The sequence below is a fragment of the Burkholderia sp. AU33545 genome (assembly GCF_020419685.1).
GTDB lineage: Bacteria > Pseudomonadota > Gammaproteobacteria > Burkholderiales > Burkholderiaceae > Burkholderia > Burkholderia diffusa.
The window spans coordinates 370,862-386,604 of record NZ_JAIZRQ010000009.1 but is presented as its reverse complement, the minus strand read 5'-3'; the positions used below and the strand labels follow the sequence as shown (position 1 = coordinate 386,604).

The 15,743-nt window shown below is 66.2% G+C and carries 15 protein-coding genes; 9 read left to right on the top strand and 6 right to left on the bottom strand.

Features of this window, described 5'->3' with window-relative positions; all coding sequences use genetic code 11:
* Positions 1-36: 36 nt before the first annotated feature.
* Together coaD and rsmD are read right to left on the bottom strand one after the other, a co-directional pair.
* Entirely contained in the window at positions 37-534 is a 498-nt protein-coding gene (gene coaD / locus LGM71_RS28940; RefSeq protein ID WP_006398238.1) for a pantetheine-phosphate adenylyltransferase, read from the bottom strand.
* A 111-nt stretch (positions 535-645) separates the two neighbouring features.
* A complete protein-coding gene (rsmD, locus tag LGM71_RS28935; RefSeq protein WP_124902034.1) occupies positions 646-1,260 on the bottom strand; it encodes a 16S rRNA (guanine(966)-N(2))-methyltransferase RsmD in 615 nt (204 codons plus the stop codon).
* Between the two features lie 202 nt (positions 1,261-1,462).
* Here rsmD and ftsY point away from each other — a divergent pair, with 202 nt between their 5' ends.
* Complete coding sequence (gene ftsY / locus LGM71_RS28930) at positions 1,463-2,608, top strand: signal recognition particle-docking protein FtsY (RefSeq protein ID WP_059598844.1); 1,146 nt, start codon at positions 1,463-1,465, stop codon at positions 2,606-2,608.
* A gap of 94 nt (positions 2,609-2,702) precedes the next feature.
* On the opposite strand, the gene maiA is transcribed toward ftsY, so the two are convergent.
* Entirely contained in the window at positions 2,703-3,347 is a 645-nt protein-coding gene (maiA, locus tag LGM71_RS28925; RefSeq protein WP_124902033.1) for a maleylacetoacetate isomerase, read from the bottom strand.
* Between the two features lie 181 nt (positions 3,348-3,528).
* Here maiA and ybiB point away from each other — a divergent pair, with 181 nt between their 5' ends.
* Together ybiB and leuA are read left to right on the top strand one after the other, a co-directional pair.
* Positions 3,529-4,521, top strand: coding sequence for a DNA-binding protein YbiB (gene ybiB / locus LGM71_RS28920; protein WP_124902032.1), 993 nt, complete (start codon positions 3,529-3,531; stop codon positions 4,519-4,521).
* A gap of 394 nt (positions 4,522-4,915) precedes the next feature.
* Positions 4,916-6,562 carry a 2-isopropylmalate synthase gene (gene leuA, locus LGM71_RS28915; protein WP_226117738.1) on the top strand — a complete coding sequence of 549 codons (1,647 nt, stop codon included), beginning with the start codon at positions 4,916-4,918 and terminating at the stop codon, positions 6,560-6,562.
* A 145-nt stretch (positions 6,563-6,707) separates the two neighbouring features.
* Here leuA and LGM71_RS28910 read toward each other — a convergent pair whose 3' ends face one another.
* Together LGM71_RS28910 and LGM71_RS28905 are read right to left on the bottom strand one after the other, a co-directional pair.
* Positions 6,708-7,091, bottom strand: coding sequence for a nuclear transport factor 2 family protein (locus LGM71_RS28910; protein ID WP_059464474.1), 384 nt, complete (start codon positions 7,089-7,091; stop codon positions 6,708-6,710).
* A 45-nt stretch (positions 7,092-7,136) separates the two neighbouring features.
* Entirely contained in the window at positions 7,137-7,706 is a 570-nt protein-coding gene (locus LGM71_RS28905; RefSeq protein ID WP_124626314.1) for an acyloxyacyl hydrolase, read from the bottom strand.
* Positions 7,707-8,067: 361 nt separating this feature from the next.
* Here LGM71_RS28905 and rpoH point away from each other — a divergent pair, with 361 nt between their 5' ends.
* The 5 genes from rpoH to cydX all read left to right on the top strand — a co-directional run bounded on the left by rpoH (position 8,068) and on the right by cydX (position 12,524).
* Positions 8,068-9,003 (top strand): RNA polymerase sigma factor RpoH, encoded by a 936-nt coding sequence (gene rpoH, locus LGM71_RS28900; RefSeq protein ID WP_059541288.1) that lies wholly within the window; start codon positions 8,068-8,070, stop codon positions 9,001-9,003.
* Positions 9,004-9,330: 327 nt separating this feature from the next.
* On the top strand, positions 9,331-9,612 hold the full coding sequence (gene cydP / locus LGM71_RS28895) for a cytochrome oxidase putative small subunit CydP (protein ID WP_124626316.1): 282 nt from the start codon (positions 9,331-9,333) through the stop codon (positions 9,610-9,612).
* Positions 9,599-11,179 carry a cytochrome ubiquinol oxidase subunit I gene (locus LGM71_RS28890; RefSeq protein WP_124626318.1) on the top strand — a complete coding sequence of 527 codons (1,581 nt, stop codon included), beginning with the start codon at positions 9,599-9,601 and terminating at the stop codon, positions 11,177-11,179. Before cydP ends, LGM71_RS28890 begins: the two co-directional genes overlap by 14 nt.
* Positions 11,180-11,210: 31 nt before the next feature.
* Entirely contained in the window at positions 11,211-12,347 is a 1,137-nt protein-coding gene (gene cydB, locus LGM71_RS28885; protein WP_059598851.1) for a cytochrome d ubiquinol oxidase subunit II, read from the top strand.
* A gap of 54 nt (positions 12,348-12,401) precedes the next feature.
* Positions 12,402-12,524, top strand: a complete 123-nt coding sequence (cydX, locus tag LGM71_RS28880) for a cytochrome bd-I oxidase subunit CydX (protein WP_059598852.1) — start codon at positions 12,402-12,404, stop codon at positions 12,522-12,524.
* A 107-nt stretch (positions 12,525-12,631) separates the two neighbouring features.
* Here cydX and LGM71_RS28875 read toward each other — a convergent pair whose 3' ends face one another.
* The gene (locus LGM71_RS28875; RefSeq protein ID WP_226117736.1) at positions 12,632-12,841 is read right to left on the bottom strand and encodes a hypothetical protein; all 210 of its coding nucleotides are present in this window, start codon (positions 12,839-12,841) and stop codon (positions 12,632-12,634) included.
* A 237-nt stretch (positions 12,842-13,078) separates the two neighbouring features.
* On the opposite strand from LGM71_RS28875, the gene LGM71_RS28870 reads away from it, so the two are divergent.
* Positions 13,079-15,562, top strand: coding sequence for a family 20 glycosylhydrolase (locus LGM71_RS28870; protein WP_226117732.1), 2,484 nt, complete (start codon positions 13,079-13,081; stop codon positions 15,560-15,562).
* The last annotated feature ends 181 nt before the right edge of the window (positions 15,563-15,743 follow it).

Here is a 15,743-nt window from a genome sequence, read left to right as displayed (position 1 = left end):
GCCGCCGGCTTCGCAACGAAACCGGCCGGCGCCGCGTCACGCGGCCGGGCCTCCCATCGCGGCGACTTTCTCGGTCAGCCACTTCTCGACGGACGGGAACACGAACTTGCTGACATCGCCGCCCAACTGCGCGATTTCGCGCACGATCGTCCCCGAGATGAACTGATACTGATCGGATGGCGTCATGAACATCGTCTCGACGTCGGGCAGCAGATAGCGGTTCATCCCCGCCATCTGGAACTCATATTCGAAATCGGACACGGCACGCAGGCCGCGCACGATCACGCGCGCGTTGTTGGTGCGGACAAAGTCCTTCAACAGGCCCTTGAAACCCATCACCTTCACGTTCGGATAATGGCCGAGCACCTCGTTCGCAATCTTCAGACGTTCTTCCAGCGAGAAAAACGGCTTCTTTGCGCGGCTGTCGGCAACACCGACCACCAGCGTATCAAAAATGCTCGATGCACGCCGCACGAGGTCTTCGTGCCCGCGTGTCAGCGGATCGAACGTACCGGGATACACGGCGACTACCATGTCGCTCCTCCTGTCATCACGCAAACGGGGTGGCAGCCGTGCGACGCGCACGCCGCTGCCGAGATGGGCATGCGTCGCCTTTGCGGCGCGCCGCCTCGTATGGAACGCGCATTATTCATCATTTTCGCGCCGCAGCAAATGAAAGTGAACCGCACCCGCCTTGCCGTGCTTCACCACCTGCCAGCCGGCCAGCGCTTCGTGGGCGGCCGGGTCGAGCTCCGCGCCCGTCTCGACGTACAGGGCGCCCTCCGGCGCGACGAGCGGCGCCGCCAGCGCGATCGCGCGATCGAGTACGGCCGGCTCACCGAACGGCGGATCGAGGAACACGACGTCGAACGCACCCGGGGTCAGCCCGGCCGCGAGCCGCAGCGCGTCGGCTTCCGCGACCTCGACCGAGCGTGCGCCGAGCTTGTCCTTGATCGCGCGCAGTTGCTGCGCCGCGCGCGGGTGGCGCTCGACCATCACGACGCTCGTCGCGCCGCGCGACGCGGCCTCGAACCCGAGCGCACCGGTGCCCGCGAACAGGTCGAGGCAGCGCCGGCCTTCGAGATCCTGGCCGAGCCAGTTGAACAGCGTCTCGCGCACGCGATCGGGCGTCGGCCGCAGGCCGTCGAGATCGAGCACGGCGAGCGGCGTGCGTTTCCAGTCACCGCCGATGATGCGGATCGTGTGCGGCTTGCCGCGGCCAGGGGGGGCCGTCGGGCGGCCGGAAGAGGAACGGGACATACGGAATATCGACAACGGGGGGACCGGGTGCGCAGGAGGGCGCACCGCCAAACAGGCGCACGTTACCACAGCGGCGGCACCGGCTGACGCGAGTGCGCCGCCGCACTGATAAAATGCACGGTTTCGGCCGCCATGCGCACGCACGACGGCCCGTCCGGCGCTGCGCCCTAGCGGCGCCCCGCCCTCTTCCCGACGTCAGACCATGTTCAGCTTCTTCAAACGATTCAAGAAAACGCAGGAGCCCGACTCCGCGGAATCGCAATCGATCGATGCGCCGCAACCGGACGAACCGTCCGACACGCGCCAGGCGATCGAAGCACCGCAAGCACCCGCGCAACCGCAGCAAGCCGCGCCGGCGGTCGTGATGACGGTCACGCCGACCAACGACGGCAGCGACGAAGTCGTCGAAGCGGTCGAGATCGTGCCGCCGCCGACGCAGGACGCCTCCGCGAAGAAATCGTGGCTCGCGCGCCTGAAGTCGGGCCTCGCAAAGACGGGCTCGAGCATCACCGGCGTATTCGTCAATACGAAGATCGACGAGGACCTGTACGAAGAGCTCGAGGCCGCGCTGCTGATGTCCGACGCCGGCGTCGATGCGACCGAGTACCTGCTCGGCGCGCTGCGCGAGAAGGTGCGCGCTGGCCGGCTGACCGATCCGCAGCAGGTGAAGGGCGCGCTGCACGACCTGCTCGTCGAACTGCTGAAGCCGCTCGAGAAATCGCTGATGCTCGGCCGCGCGCAGCCGCTCGTGATGATGATCACGGGCGTGAACGGCGCAGGCAAGACCACCAGCATCGGCAAGCTCGCGAAGCACCTGCAGAGCTTCGACCAGTCGGTGCTGCTGGCTGCGGGCGACACGTTCCGCGCGGCCGCGCGCGAACAACTGGCGGTCTGGGGCGAGCGCAACAACGTGACGGTCGTCCAGCAGGAAAGCGGCGACCCGGCCGCCGTGATCTTCGACGCGGTCAGCGCGGCGCGCGCGCGCAGGATCGACGTGATGATGGCCGACACGGCCGGCCGCCTGCCGACGCAGCTGCACCTGATGGAAGAGCTGAAGAAGGTGAAGCGCGTGATCTCGAAGGCGCACGATGGCGCGCCGCACGAGGTGCTGCTCGTGATCGACGCGAACACGGGCCAGAACGCGCTCACGCAGGTGAAGGCATTCGACGATGCACTCGGCCTCACGGGCCTGATCGTCACGAAGCTCGACGGCACCGCGAAGGGCGGCATTCTCGCCGCGATCGCGCGGCAGCGCCCGGTGCCCGTCTACTTCATCGGCGTCGGCGAGAAAGTCGAGGACCTGCAGCCGTTCAGCGCAGTCGAATTCGCGGACGCGCTGCTCGACTGAACGCCGCCGGCCCGCACCGCACAGGGCGCCTTCGGGCGCCCTTTTTTCATGCACGTCCGGAAGCCGTCAGCGGGCGGCCGGCTGACCCACGGCGTCATTCGGCGTCGGGCTGCGCGCCGGGCTCGGCGGCCTTGAACGCGTCGAGCGTCGACGCATGATCGGCGATCCGCTGGATCGTCGGAAAGCGCGTCGTGTCGATCGAGAAACGGTTCGCGTTGAACACCTGCGGCACGATGCAGATATCGGCGAGCGTCGGCGTGTCACCGAAGCACAGCTTGCCGGTGCGCGGATCGTTCGCGAGGCGCGTCTCGAGCGATGCGAAACCCGCCTCGATCCAGTGCCGGTACCAGTCGTTCTTCGCTTCCTCGGACACCTTCAGCGAGTGCTTCAGGTACTTGAGCACGCGCAGGTTGTTCAGCGGATGGATCTCGCACGCGACCTGCAGCGCAATCGCCCGCACATATGCGCGGTCGACCGGCTGCTTTGGCAACAGCGCCGGTTCGGGATGCGTTTCCTCGAGATATTCGATGATCGCGAGCGATTGCTGCAGCGTGGCATTGCCGTCGACCAGCGTCGGCACGACCGCATCCGGATTCACCGCGCGGTAGGCGTCCTTCAATTGCTCGCCGCCGTCGCGCAGCATGTGCACGGGAACCGTGTCGTACGGCAGCTGCTTCAGGTTCAGGGCGATCCGCACGCGGTACGACGCGGAACTGCGGAAATAGCTGTAGAGCTTCATGGGATGTCTCTCTGGTTCGTATTCGGCCGGCGACTGCGTCCGCGACGCACGCGGCACCGCCGGGAACCCGAGTTTAGCGCGCCGCGCCGCATCGGCGCGCGCGGCCGTGCCCGTGCGATACTCGGGGCATTCCTCACCGCTCACCGCGCGGCCCGATGCCGGCCGCCCGCCCCACGCCCCGATGACCGCTCCCCTCGACCCAGCAGCCTCGCCGTTTCCTTGCGCCCGCTTCATCAAGGAAATCGGCCGCGGCCCGCACGGCGCACGCGCGCTGTCCGCCGAAGACACGTTCGAGCTTTATCGCGCGATGCTCGATGCGCGCGTGTCGGACGTCGAACTCGGCGCGATCCTGATCGCCTATCGCCTGAAGGGCGAAAGCGCCGACGAACTGGCCGCGATGCTCGCCGCCGCGCAGGCGTCGTTCGAACCCGTGCACGTGCAGGACGCCGCGTTCCGCCCGGTGTCGATCCCGAGCTACAACGGCGCGCGCAAGCAGCCGAACCTGGTGCCGCTGCTCGCGCTGCTGCTCGCGCGCGAAGGCGTACCGGTGCTCGTACACGGTGTCGAGCGCGATCCGGGCCGCGTGACGAGCGCGGAGATCTTCTCTGCGCTGTCGATCCCGCCGTCGACATCGCACGACGCGATCGAGGACACGCTCGCGGAGCGCCGCGTCGCGTTCGCGCCCATTGACGCGCTGGCGCCGCGCATCGCGCGTCTGCTGTCGCTGCGCGGCGTGCTCGGCGTGCGCAACTCGACGCACACGCTCGTGAAGATCCTGCAGCCGTTCGCGCCGGCCGGGCTGCGGCTCGTCAACTACACGCATCCGCCGTACCGCGACAGCCTCGCGCAACTGTTCCGCGATCATCCGGACGCCGCACTGGGCGGCGCGCTGCTCGCGCGCGGCACCGAAGGCGAAGCGGTGGCCGACACGCGACGCCAGGTGCAGGTCGACTGGCTGCACGACGGCGTGTGCGACACGCTGATCGAGCCAGAGCGCTCGTCGAGCGACGCGCCGCCTGTGGCGCTGCCCGAATCGCGCGACGCGGCCACCACGGCCGCGTGGACGGACGCCGTGCTGCGCGGCGAAATTCCGGTACCCGACACGCTTGCGCGGCAGGTCGAGACGATCGTGCGGATCGTACGAATCGAGCGGACAGCCCGGCTCGCACCGTGACCGGCGTCCCGGGCCGGCACGCCGTCGCGCCGGCCTTTCAACCGACCATTTGACACGCGCATGCATCCTGACATAGAGTTGTCGCCATGCGTTCCTTTCCGAACACCCTCCGAATTACCTCCGGCCGCCTAGCGCGGTCGCTATCGCTACGACTAGCCTAAGGCTGTCGTAGCGCCGTGTGCTGTCCGCACGGTCCCTCCCTGCAGTTCCTCGCAGCACCCTTCTCGCAGTTTTTACAACCCGAAGTCGTCAGCATTCGTCCGTCTATCCGTCGGCCGATTCGCGAAGATCATCCGCATCCGCAGCGCGTTTCCGGCGCCACGGTGCGAGGCAGCGCCACCCGTCGCCCATGCCGCCCGTCTTCGCTCGCGACTTGAGACCCGAGGTCCAGAAGATGAAGCGCAACCCGCAAGACAAGTACCGTCCGTTCGAACCCGTCCGCATCAATGGCCGCCGCTGGCCGACCCGCACCATCGAGCGTGCGCCGGTCTGGATGAGCACCGACCTGCGCGACGGCAACCAGTCGCTGATCGAGCCGATGAACATCGAACAGAAGCTGGAATTCTTCGACATGCTGGTCGCGATCGGTTTCAAGGAGATCGAAGTCGGTTTTCCGTCGGCGTCGCAAACCGATTTCGATTTCGTCCGCAAGCTGATCGACGACAAGCGCATTCCCGACGACGTGACGATCGAAGTGCTCGTGCAGTCGCGTGAAGACCTGATCGCGCGCACCTTCGACGCGCTCGAAGGCGTGCCGCGCGCGATCGTGCACCTGTACAACGCGATCTGCCCGTCGTTCCGGCGCATCGTGTTCGGGATGTCGAAGGACGACGTGAAGGCGCTCGCGGTCGAGGGCACGCGACTCATCAAGGAACACGCGGCGGCCCGCCCGGACACGCACTGGACCTACCAGTACTCACCGGAAACCTTCAGCATGACCGAGCTGACGTTCGCGCGCGAGGTGTGCGACGCGGTCGCGCAGGCGTGGCGGCCGACCCGCGATCACAAGATGATCGTCAACCTGCCGGCGACCGTCGAAGCCGCGAGCCCGAACGTGTTCGCCGACCAGATCGAGTGGATGGACCGCAACCTCGCGTATCGCGACAGCATCGTGCTGTCCGTGCATCCGCACAACGATCGCGGCACCGCGGTCGCGGCCGCGGAACTCGCGCTGCTCGCGGGCGCCGACCGCATCGAGGGCTGCCTGTTCGGCAATGGGGAGCGCACCGGCAACGTCGATCTCGTCACGCTCGCGCTGAACCTCTATACGCAGGGCATCGATCCGGGCCTCGATTTCTCCGACATCGACGCGGTGCGCCGCGTGGTCGAGCGCTGCAACCAGATTCCGGTGCATCCGCGCCATCCGTACGCAGGCGACCTCGTATTCACCGCGTTCTCGGGCTCGCACCAGGATGCGATCCGCAAGGGCTTCGCGCAGCAGCGCCCCGACGCGGTGTGGGAGGTGCCTTACCTGCCGATCGACCCGGCCGATCTGGGCCGCAGCTATGACGCGGTCATTCGCGTGAACAGCCAGTCCGGCAAGGGCGGCGCGACGTTCCTGCTCGAACGCGGGATGGGCTTCACGCCGACGCGGCGCGTGCAGATCGAATTCAGCCACGCGGTGCAGACACTCGCCGATGTCTCCGGCGAGGAAGTGACCGGCGACGCGATCTGCGCGCTGTTCGCCCGCGAATTCTTCGAGACCGCCGGCCCGGCCGCGCGCCACGGCGACGCCGCACGCTGGCAGAACCGCGACATCGCGGGCGCACCGCCGGCCGACGCGACGCCCGAAGAGGTCGTGCAACGAATGGCCGCGGCCTTCGCGACGGCGGCCGGCGCGACGGTCGACGTCGCCTCGTGCGAACACGCGCGCACGACGGACGGACGAATCGCGGTATCGGTCGGCTGCCGGGTCGGCGATGCGCCGCTGCGGCACGGCGTCGGAGTGCATGCCGATGCGACGAGCGCCGCGCTCGATGCGGTCGTCAGCGCGATCAACCGCTCGGCCTGGCAGTGCGCCGACCGCCGTGCGGCGGCCTGACCGGCGGGTTTTCGCTTCAGGGTTCAAACGTCAAGCGAGCGGTGCGTGACCGCCCGTGCTGCGCGCAATCCGCGCCGCACGGGCAATAAAAAGCGGCCCAGAAGGCCGCTTCGGTCGGGACACGAAAAAGGAGCGCCACGCGCGCTCATGTCTCGGTCGCGCACCGCGTCGCCTGCCACGCCAGCAGGCGCCACTGCCCCTGCTCATGGGTATGGACGGCGGTATAGGCGATCGGAAACACCAATCCGCCGTTGTTCGTTTCCATCTCGATCAGAGCGCGCCCGGTGACGACGCAGGTTGCGTCACCGACGGGAAGCAGATCCTGCGACTGGATTTCGATCTGGCGATAGCGGCGGCGGCCGGCGACGATGGCGTCGATGAACTGCTGCTTGGTTTCGCGTTTGCCGTTGGTGTGCACGAAGAACACCTTGTCCGACAATTGCGCATCGAGCGCCTCGCCGTCCCCGTCGACCATCGCCCGGAACCGATCGCGCTCGAGCGCGCGAATCGCATCGACCACCTTCGCCATCGCCTGACTCCTCGGCAACGCGCCCGCCGTGCGCGGGCGTGCGGATCAGAAGTTGTACTGCACGTAGAACTGGTGGAAATTTATACCAGGATTCGGCTCTTTGATACCCGCGTTAGACACATGTTGAAAACGGTAGCCGAGCTGGTACTGTTGCCGTTCTCCGAACTGCGCGCCGACACCGGCGACGTCCACGAACTGGAACGACGTCGCCAGCGACAGTTTGTTGGAGATCGTCGGGGAAGTCAGGAAGCGGATGCCGGCGCCGGCCTCGATGAACGGGCGCACCTGGCCCGCGCTCTTGATGAAGCGGAACATCGGCGTCGCGCCGAATTCACCGATGCTGCCATGAACATTGCCGCCCGTGTGCCAGTAGCCGGCGTGGCCTTCCATCACGAACGCGAAGTGCCAGCCGCCGATTTCCCACCAGTTCCAGCCCGGATCCCACACGACGCCGAGATCGGCCTTGTCGATCCCGTGGCGATCGGAAAACCCGCCGCCCGCCTGGATTCCCCATCGATCCGCGAACGCCGCACCCGATCCGCCCAGCAGCGACGCCGCCAGCAGCGCATGCAGCGCAAGCCGGCTACGGGGCCGGCAATTCTTCTTATTGTTCATCAGACACTCCAACTTTGTGGATTGAATGGAGCCTTGCCGCAGCGGCCGGGCCCGAGCGAACTGAATGGTATGGTAAAGGACTTTTCGGATCGGCATCACGAAGCGAAATTGTTTGCTTCCAAAACTACAAAAATCGAAACCGTCTACTGATTGCTATCAGAAACAACAACTTACGGAACTTCTTCCGATCAGCCTTGTCGCAAATTAGACTATCGATTCGACAAGTTCGATAGAGAATCGGGAACTTGCATGCCCCCGCCCCCTCTAAGGAATTAGCACTCAGATTACGGGAGTGCTAAGATGAGCCTCGGAATCTCATCCGAGACCAGGGGTTTGTCCCTGATTCCAAAGGAGTTTTTTAGTGAGCTACGCCCTGACCCTTCCGAACACCCTGAGCCCGACGCCGGCCAAGGCCGAATCGGCAGGCTCGCTGGCGCTCGCAACTCAATCGATGTTGCCGGGCCAGCTTGGCAACATCGACGCGTACATCCAGGCCGTCAACCGGATCCCGCTCCTGACCGCCGAAGAGGAACGCCAGTACGCGACCGAATTCCGCGAAGACAACAACCTCGACTCGGCACGCCGCCTCGTGCTGTCGCACCTGCGGCTTGTCGTGTCGATCGCGCGCAACTACCTCGGCTACGGCCTGCCGCACGGCGACCTGATCCAGGAAGGCAATATCGGCCTGATGAAGGCTGTGAAACGTTTCGACCCGGCGCAAAACGTGCGCCTGGTGTCGTATGCGATCCACTGGATCAAGGCCGAGATCCACGAGTACATCCTGCGCAACTGGCGGATGGTGAAGGTCGCGACGACGAAGGCGCAGCGCAAGCTGTTCTTCAACCTGCGCAGCCACAAGAAGAGCATGCAGGCGATGACGCCCGAGGAAATCGACGGGCTCGCGCAGGAGCTCAACGTCAAGCGCGAAGACGTGACCGAGATGGAAACGCGTCTGTCGGGCGGCGACATCGCGCTCGAGGGCCAAGTGGAAGACGGCGAGGAGTCGTACGCACCGATCGCCTACCTGGCCGATTCGCACAACGAGCCGACCGCCGTGCTCGCCGCGCGTCAGCGCGACATGCTGCAGACGGACGGCATCGCGCAGGCGCTCGAGGCGCTCGACGCGCGCAGCCGCCGGATCATCGAGGCGCGCTGGCTGAACGTCGACGACGACGGCTCGGGCGGATCGACGCTGCACGATCTCGCGGCCGAGTTCGGTGTGTCGGCGGAACGCATCCGCCAGATCGAAGCGAGCGCCATGAAAAAGATGCGCACGGCACTCGCCGAATACGCCTGACTCCCGATTTAGAGCGCTTCACCCAAAACCGCTGCCCGCCCGGCAGCGGTTTTTTTTCGTCTGTTATTTCGCCTCGATCGCGCCGCGTTAATCGACCGTATTGATCGGGTATCGGGCAAATTCCGGCCCCTTCCGCATAACCTTGATCTACCTCAAGTTTTGACATGCGCTTCGCGACGGTCTGCCGCAGCGCAGCACTCGGCATCGGAAAGCCGGCATTTTAAAATTGGCATGTCGGCTTAAAAGGATTAAAACAGCTTAACCGCCGTCATAAATCCGACGTAGAGTCGCCCCAAAACCCACGTAAATCGATTCAGGATAATCACCTTGATCTCGATCAATAAAGAGCCTGCGCCGCCTCCCCCGCAGGCCACCGGCACGCTCGGCTGGCGCGCGCGCATCGCCGCGTGGGCTCGCGGGCCAACCCTCGCCCGCGACATCACCCTGGTGTTGATCGTCAAGCTGATCCTTTTGATGTCGCTCAAATACGCATTCTTCAATCATCCGCAGGCTGAGCACATGTCGCTTCCGCCTGCCGCCGTCGCCGAGAAGTTGCTCTCGGTACCGGCGCCCGCATCTACCGAGGGAGACCACCATGATAAGCAGTGAAGTCGTCGATCTGTCACGTCTGCAGTTCGGCATCACGGCGCTCTACCACTTCCTGTTCGTGCCGCTGACGCTCGGCCTGTCCTGGCTGCTCGTCATCATGGAAGCCGTCTACGTGATGACCGGCAAACAGGTCTACAAGGACATGACCCAGTTCTGGGGCAAGTTGTTCGGGATCAACTTCGCGATGGGCGTGACGACCGGCATCACGCTCGAATTCCAGTTCGGCACGAACTGGTCGTACTACTCGCACTACGTCGGCGACATCTTCGGCGTGCCGCTCGCGGTCGAAGGGCTGATGGCGTTCTTCCTCGAATCGACGTTCGTCGGCCTGTTCTTCTTCGGCTGGAACCGCCTGTCGAAGGTCAAGCACCTGATGGTCACGTTCCTCGTCGCGCTCGGCTCGAACCTGTCCGCGCTGTGGATCCTCGTCGCGAACGGCTGGATGAACAACCCGGTCGGCGCCGAGTTCAACTATCAGACGATGCGCATGGAGCTGACGAACCTGTTCGACGTGCTGTTCAACCCGGTCGCGCAGGTGAAATTCGTGCACACGGTGTCGGCCGGCTACGTGACGGCTGCGATGTTCGTGCTCGGCATCTCGTCGTGGTACCTGCTGAAAAAGCGCGACACCGATTTCGCGCTGCGCTCGTTCGCGGTCGCGGCCGGCTTCGGCCTCGCGTCGACGCTTTGCGTGATCGTGCTCGGCGACGAGTCGGGCTACACGACCGGCGAAGTGCAGAAGATGAAGCTCGCCGCGATCGAGTCCGAATGGGAAACGCAGCCGGCACCCGCATCGTTCACGCTGATCGGCCTTCCGAACCAGGAAGAACAGCGTACTGACTATGCAATCAAGATTCCGTACGCGCTCGGCCTGATTGCGACGCGCTCGGTCGATGAACCCGTGGTCGGCCTGCGGGAACTCGCGAAGCACAGCGAGGAGCACATCCAGAGCGGGATGGTCGCGTACGGCGCGCTGCAGAAGATGAAGGAAGGCGACACGAGCGCGGCCACGCGCGAACTGTTCGACCAGCACAAGCAGTATCTCGGCTACGGGCTGATGCTCAAGCAGTTCACGCCGAACGTGGTCGATGCGACGCCCGAGCAGATCAAAGCCGCCGCGAAGAAGACGATCCCGCCGGTCGCGCCCGTGTTCTTCTCGTTCCGGATCATGGTGTTCCTCGGTTTCCTGTTCCTCGCGACCTTCGTCGCCGCGTTCTGGTTCTGCGCGCGCCGCCAGCTGCTGCAGGACAACCGCCGCTGGTTCCTGCGCTATGCGGTGTGGGCGATTCCGCTGCCGTGGCTCGCCGCGGAATTCGGCTGGGTCGTCGCCGAGCTCGGCCGCCAGCCCTGGACGATCGCGGGCATCCTGCCGACGCATCTGTCCGCGTCGAGCCTCACGCCCTCGGACCTGTACCTGAGCCTCGCCGGTTTCATCGCGTTCTACACGGCGCTGTTCATCATCGAGATCAAACTGATGTTCAAGTACGCACGCCTCGGCCCGTCGTCGCTGCATACCGGCCGCTATCACCACGAACTCGCCGCGGCCAGCGAGCGCGCTCCGGCCTGAGCACGCACCTGAAACGGAACAAGGAATCGCTATGGACTATGCAACTCTCAAGCTGATCTGGTGGCTGCTCGTCGGCGTGCTGCTGATCGGCTTCGCCGTCACCGACGGCTTCGACATGGGCGCGACCGCGCTGCTGCCGTTCCTCGGCAAGACCGACGAGGAGCGCCGCATCATCGTCAACACGGTCGGCGCGACGTGGGAAGGCAACCAGGTGTGGCTGATCACGGCCGGCGGCGCGATGTTCGCCGCCTGGCCGCTCGTCTATGCCGCGTCGTTCTCCGGCTTCTACTTCGCAATGCTGCTCGTGCTGTTCGCGCTGTTCTTCCGGCCGGTCGGCTTCGACTATCGCAGCAAGCGGCCCGACCCGCGCTGGCGCGCGGGCTGGGACTGGGGCCTGTTCGTCGGCGGCTTCGTGCCGGCGCTGGTGTTCGGCGTCGCGTTCGGCAACCTCCTGCAGGGCGTGCCGTTCAAGTTCGACAGCGACCTGCGCGTAACCTACTACGGCGGCTTCTGGGCGTTGCTGAACCCGTTCGCGCTGCTCTGCGGGCTCGTCAGCCTCACGATGCTGGTCGCGCACGGCGCCGCGTTCATCAAGATGAAGACCGACGGCGTGATCGCACGCCGCGCGTCGGTCGCGCTGCGCGTGTCGGCGCTCCTCGCGGTCGTGCTGTTCGTGCTGGCCGGCGTGCTGATCGCGTCGACCATCGGCGGCTTCCACATCACGCACGCCGCACCGACCGACACGGTCGCGAACCCGCTGCTCAAGGACGTCGCCGCCGGCTCGGGCCTGTGGCTCGCGAATTACGGCGAGTATCCGTGGATGATCGCGGCACCCGTGGTCGGGATCGCGGGCGGCCTGCTCGCGCTGCTGCTCGCCGGCTCGAAGCAGGAAAAGACGGCGTTCTTCTGCACCGGCCTGATGATCGCCGGCGTGATCCTGACCGCAGGCTTCTCGATGTTCCCGTTCATCATGCCGTCGTCGCTCGACCCGCGCAGCAGCCTGACCGTGTGGGATTCGACGTCGAGCCACAGGACGCTGCAGGTGATGCTGTTCGCGGTGATCGTGTTCCTGCCGATCATCCTGCTCTACACGAGCTGGGTGTACCGCGTGATGCGCGGCAAGGTCACGCATCAGTCGCTCGAAGAGAACAAGCACTCGATGTATTGAACCCGGCCGGGGCGCCTGCGCGCCCTCGCCCACCGTTTCGCAAGGAGTCGGATCATGTGGTATTTCAGCTGGATTCTCGGTATCGGCGTCGCGCTGTCGTTCGGCATCGTCAACGCGATGTGGCTCGAAGTGCGGCAGAAGCCGCAGGAAGCGCCGGTGCGCGCACGTCGCGACTGATCGCGCGCGGGAGGCGCACCGCCCCTCCCGTCCGGAACGAACCTCGCGTCACGCGAGGTTTTTTTTCGTCCGTACCATCGGCGCACCCGCGATTCCTCGATGCCAATTTAGCGCCAGATTGATACCACTTGAATACCAATCAAAGGTTTCATAAGATCTTTGAACACGGCCGCCGACAGGCCGAATCCATCGGGTGGGGGAGACATGCGAATCCCGTGTCTGGCGCGCGCCTGCGCGCCGAGTTGCCATGCGTATGCGGCAGCGTCCGCCGTTGCGATCATGCGCGGCCGGTCGAACGCGGCCTGCTGCGGCCGCATCGTTGCCGCGGCGTTTACCGTGCGCCGCCGATGAGCACGCATACGCCGCCCCGCCGATCCGATCGGCACGCGTGCCCGCCTCCCGTTCCGTAACGCACGCCCCTGCGTGCCGAATGCGCGCGGTGCAGCCGCATCGCCCCGTGCGCGGGTATCTCCCGCAGCTCCATTGAAAGACCCCGATCGCAGCGACGTCGCCCCCACGACGCCGCTACGCCTACCTTTTTCTCAGGAGTTCGAATGAAGCACACCTTGCCATCCTTCGTTGCCGCCGTGTTCATCGCAGCGCTGCCGCCTGTCGCGATCGGCGTGCAGCCGACACCGACCGCCGCCGTCGCGACTGCCGGCATCGCACAACCGGCCGCGCAAGCGGCCAGTCTCGCGACGCTTCTGTCGAACGACCTCGCGCTGCGCGTCGCCGTCGACAACAACCACGCGGCCGCGGCCGGCGTGCCGTGCGCCGATCTCGGCGCGGACGGCGCGGCCTGCGCGACCGGCCGCCTGATCCTGCAGAACCGCGGCCACCAGACGATCGCCGACGGCGGCTGGAAGCTGTACCTGCACAGCATCCGACGCCTGCTGCGAATCGATCGTCCGGGCTTCGCGCTGCGGCGGCTCACCGGCGACCTGTACGAGCTGACGCCGCAGCCGGGCTCGGTACGGCTTGCGCCCGGCGAACGCATCGAACTGCCGTTCGTCGCCGAATACTGGCTGCTGCGCTACAGCGACGTGATTCCGCGCCCGTACGTCGTCGTCGACGGCGCACCGCCCGCCGTGCTCCGCTACAACGACACCGACGACGAGCTCCGCTATGTCGAATCGCTGCCGGCCGACGCGCAAAACAATTCGACCAGCAACGCGCCGCCCGTGGCGGCACGCCCCGACGCGAGCCGCGCGCTGCCGAGCGTGAAGCGCGAACAGCGGCTGCCCGGCACGCTCGACCTGCGCGGCATCGAGCTCGCGCTGCCGCAGTTGCCGGACGTGCAGATCGCGGCGCTGCGCGAACGTGCGACGACACTCGGGCTCGACGGCGCGCGCGTGCCGGTCCGCGGTGCCGTCGCACCGCGCCGGCTGCCGGCCGACATTGCGGTGCCGGGCGGGTACCGGCTCGCGATCGGGCCGCGCGGCGTGCTGATCGAAGGCTACGATCGCGCGGGCCTCTACTACGGCGTGCAGACGCTCTACTCGCTCGCGCCCGCCGGCGGCGGCCCGATCCCGGCAATGCTCGTCGAGGATGCGCCGCGCTTCACGCATCGCGGGATGCACGTCGACCTCGCGCGCAACTTCAAGCACCCGGCGACGCTGCGCCGCCTGATCGACCAGATGAGCGCGTACAAGCTCAACCGCCTGCACCTGCATCTGTCCGACGACGAGGGCTGGCGTATCGAGATTCCCGGCCTGCCGGAGCTGACCGAAATCGGCTCACGCCGCTGTCACGACCCGAGCGAGACACGCTGCCTGCTGCCGCAACTCGGCTCGGGCCCCGACAACCGCTCGGGCGGCGGCTACCTGACGCGCGACGACTACGTGGCGCTCGTGCGCTACGCAGCTGCCCGCTTCGTCACGATCATCCCCGAGATCGACATGCCCGCGCATGCGCGTGCGGCCGTCGTGACGATGGAGGCGCGCTACCGCCGGCTGCATGCGGCCGGCCGCGAGCAGGAAGCGAACGCGTACCGGCTGCTCGATCCGCAGGACACGACGAACCTGACGACGGTGCAGTTCTACGACCGGCGCAGCGACCTGAACCCGTGCGTGCCGGGCGCGCTCAATTTCGCATCGAAGGTGATCCGCGAGATCGCGGCGATGCATGCGGACGCGCAGGCGCCGCTGCACACCTGGCACTACGGCGGCGACGAGGCGAAGAACATTTTCCTCGGCGCGGGCTTCCAGCCGCTGAACGGCACCGACCCGAACAAGGGGCGCATCGATGTCGCCGCGCAGGACAAACCGTGGGCGCGTTCGCCCGCGTGCACGGCGCTGCTCCAGCGCGGCGAGATCAAGTCGATCGACGAGTTGCCGACGCGTTTCGCGAAACAGGTGAGCGCGGCGGTCGACGCGAACGGAATCGACACGATGGCCGCGTGGCAGGACGGCATCAAGCATGCGAACGGGCCTCGGGACTTCAGCACGCGACATGTGATGGTGTCGCTGTGGGACACGATCTTCTGGGGCGCATCGGACAGCGCGCGCGATCTGAGCGGCAAGGGCTACCTGACGGTGCTCGCGCTGCCCGACTACCTGTACTTCGACTTCCCGTACACGCTCAACCCGCGCGAGCGCGGCTACTACTGGGGCTCGCACGCGACGGACGAGTACAAGGTGTTCTCGTTCGCGCCCGAGAACCTGCCGCAGAACGCCGAAGTGATGGGCGATCGTGACGGCAACGCGTTCGAGGTGACGGGCTCGGGCCCCGCGCCGCGCATCGAAGGCATGCAGGGGCAGGCGTGGGGCGAGGTGATGCGCAACGACACCTTCCTCGAATACATGGCCTATCCGCGGCTGCTCGCGCTCGCCGAGCGCGCGTGGCACCGGGCCGACTGGGAGCTGCCGTATGCGGCCGGCGTGCGCTTCAAGCGCGGCGACACGCATCACGTCGACCTGGCCGCGCTGCAGCGCGACTGGGCCGGCTTCGCGACGCTGCTCACGCAGCGCGAATTGCCGAAGCTCGACCGGGCCGGCATCGGCTACCGGAAGCCGACCTTCACGCTGACGAATCCGTGAACGGTGAAGCGGTTGAGCAACTGAGCGGTTGCTGATCCACGCAAACGGTGCGCGGTGCGGACGAATGCATCGCGCACACGCCCCGCCAAGAAAAAACGGCTTGCGACGTATCGCAAGCCGTTCTCGTTTTACCGACCGGCGGCCCGAACCCGCCACGCGGACCGGGCCTGCCTCATCGCAT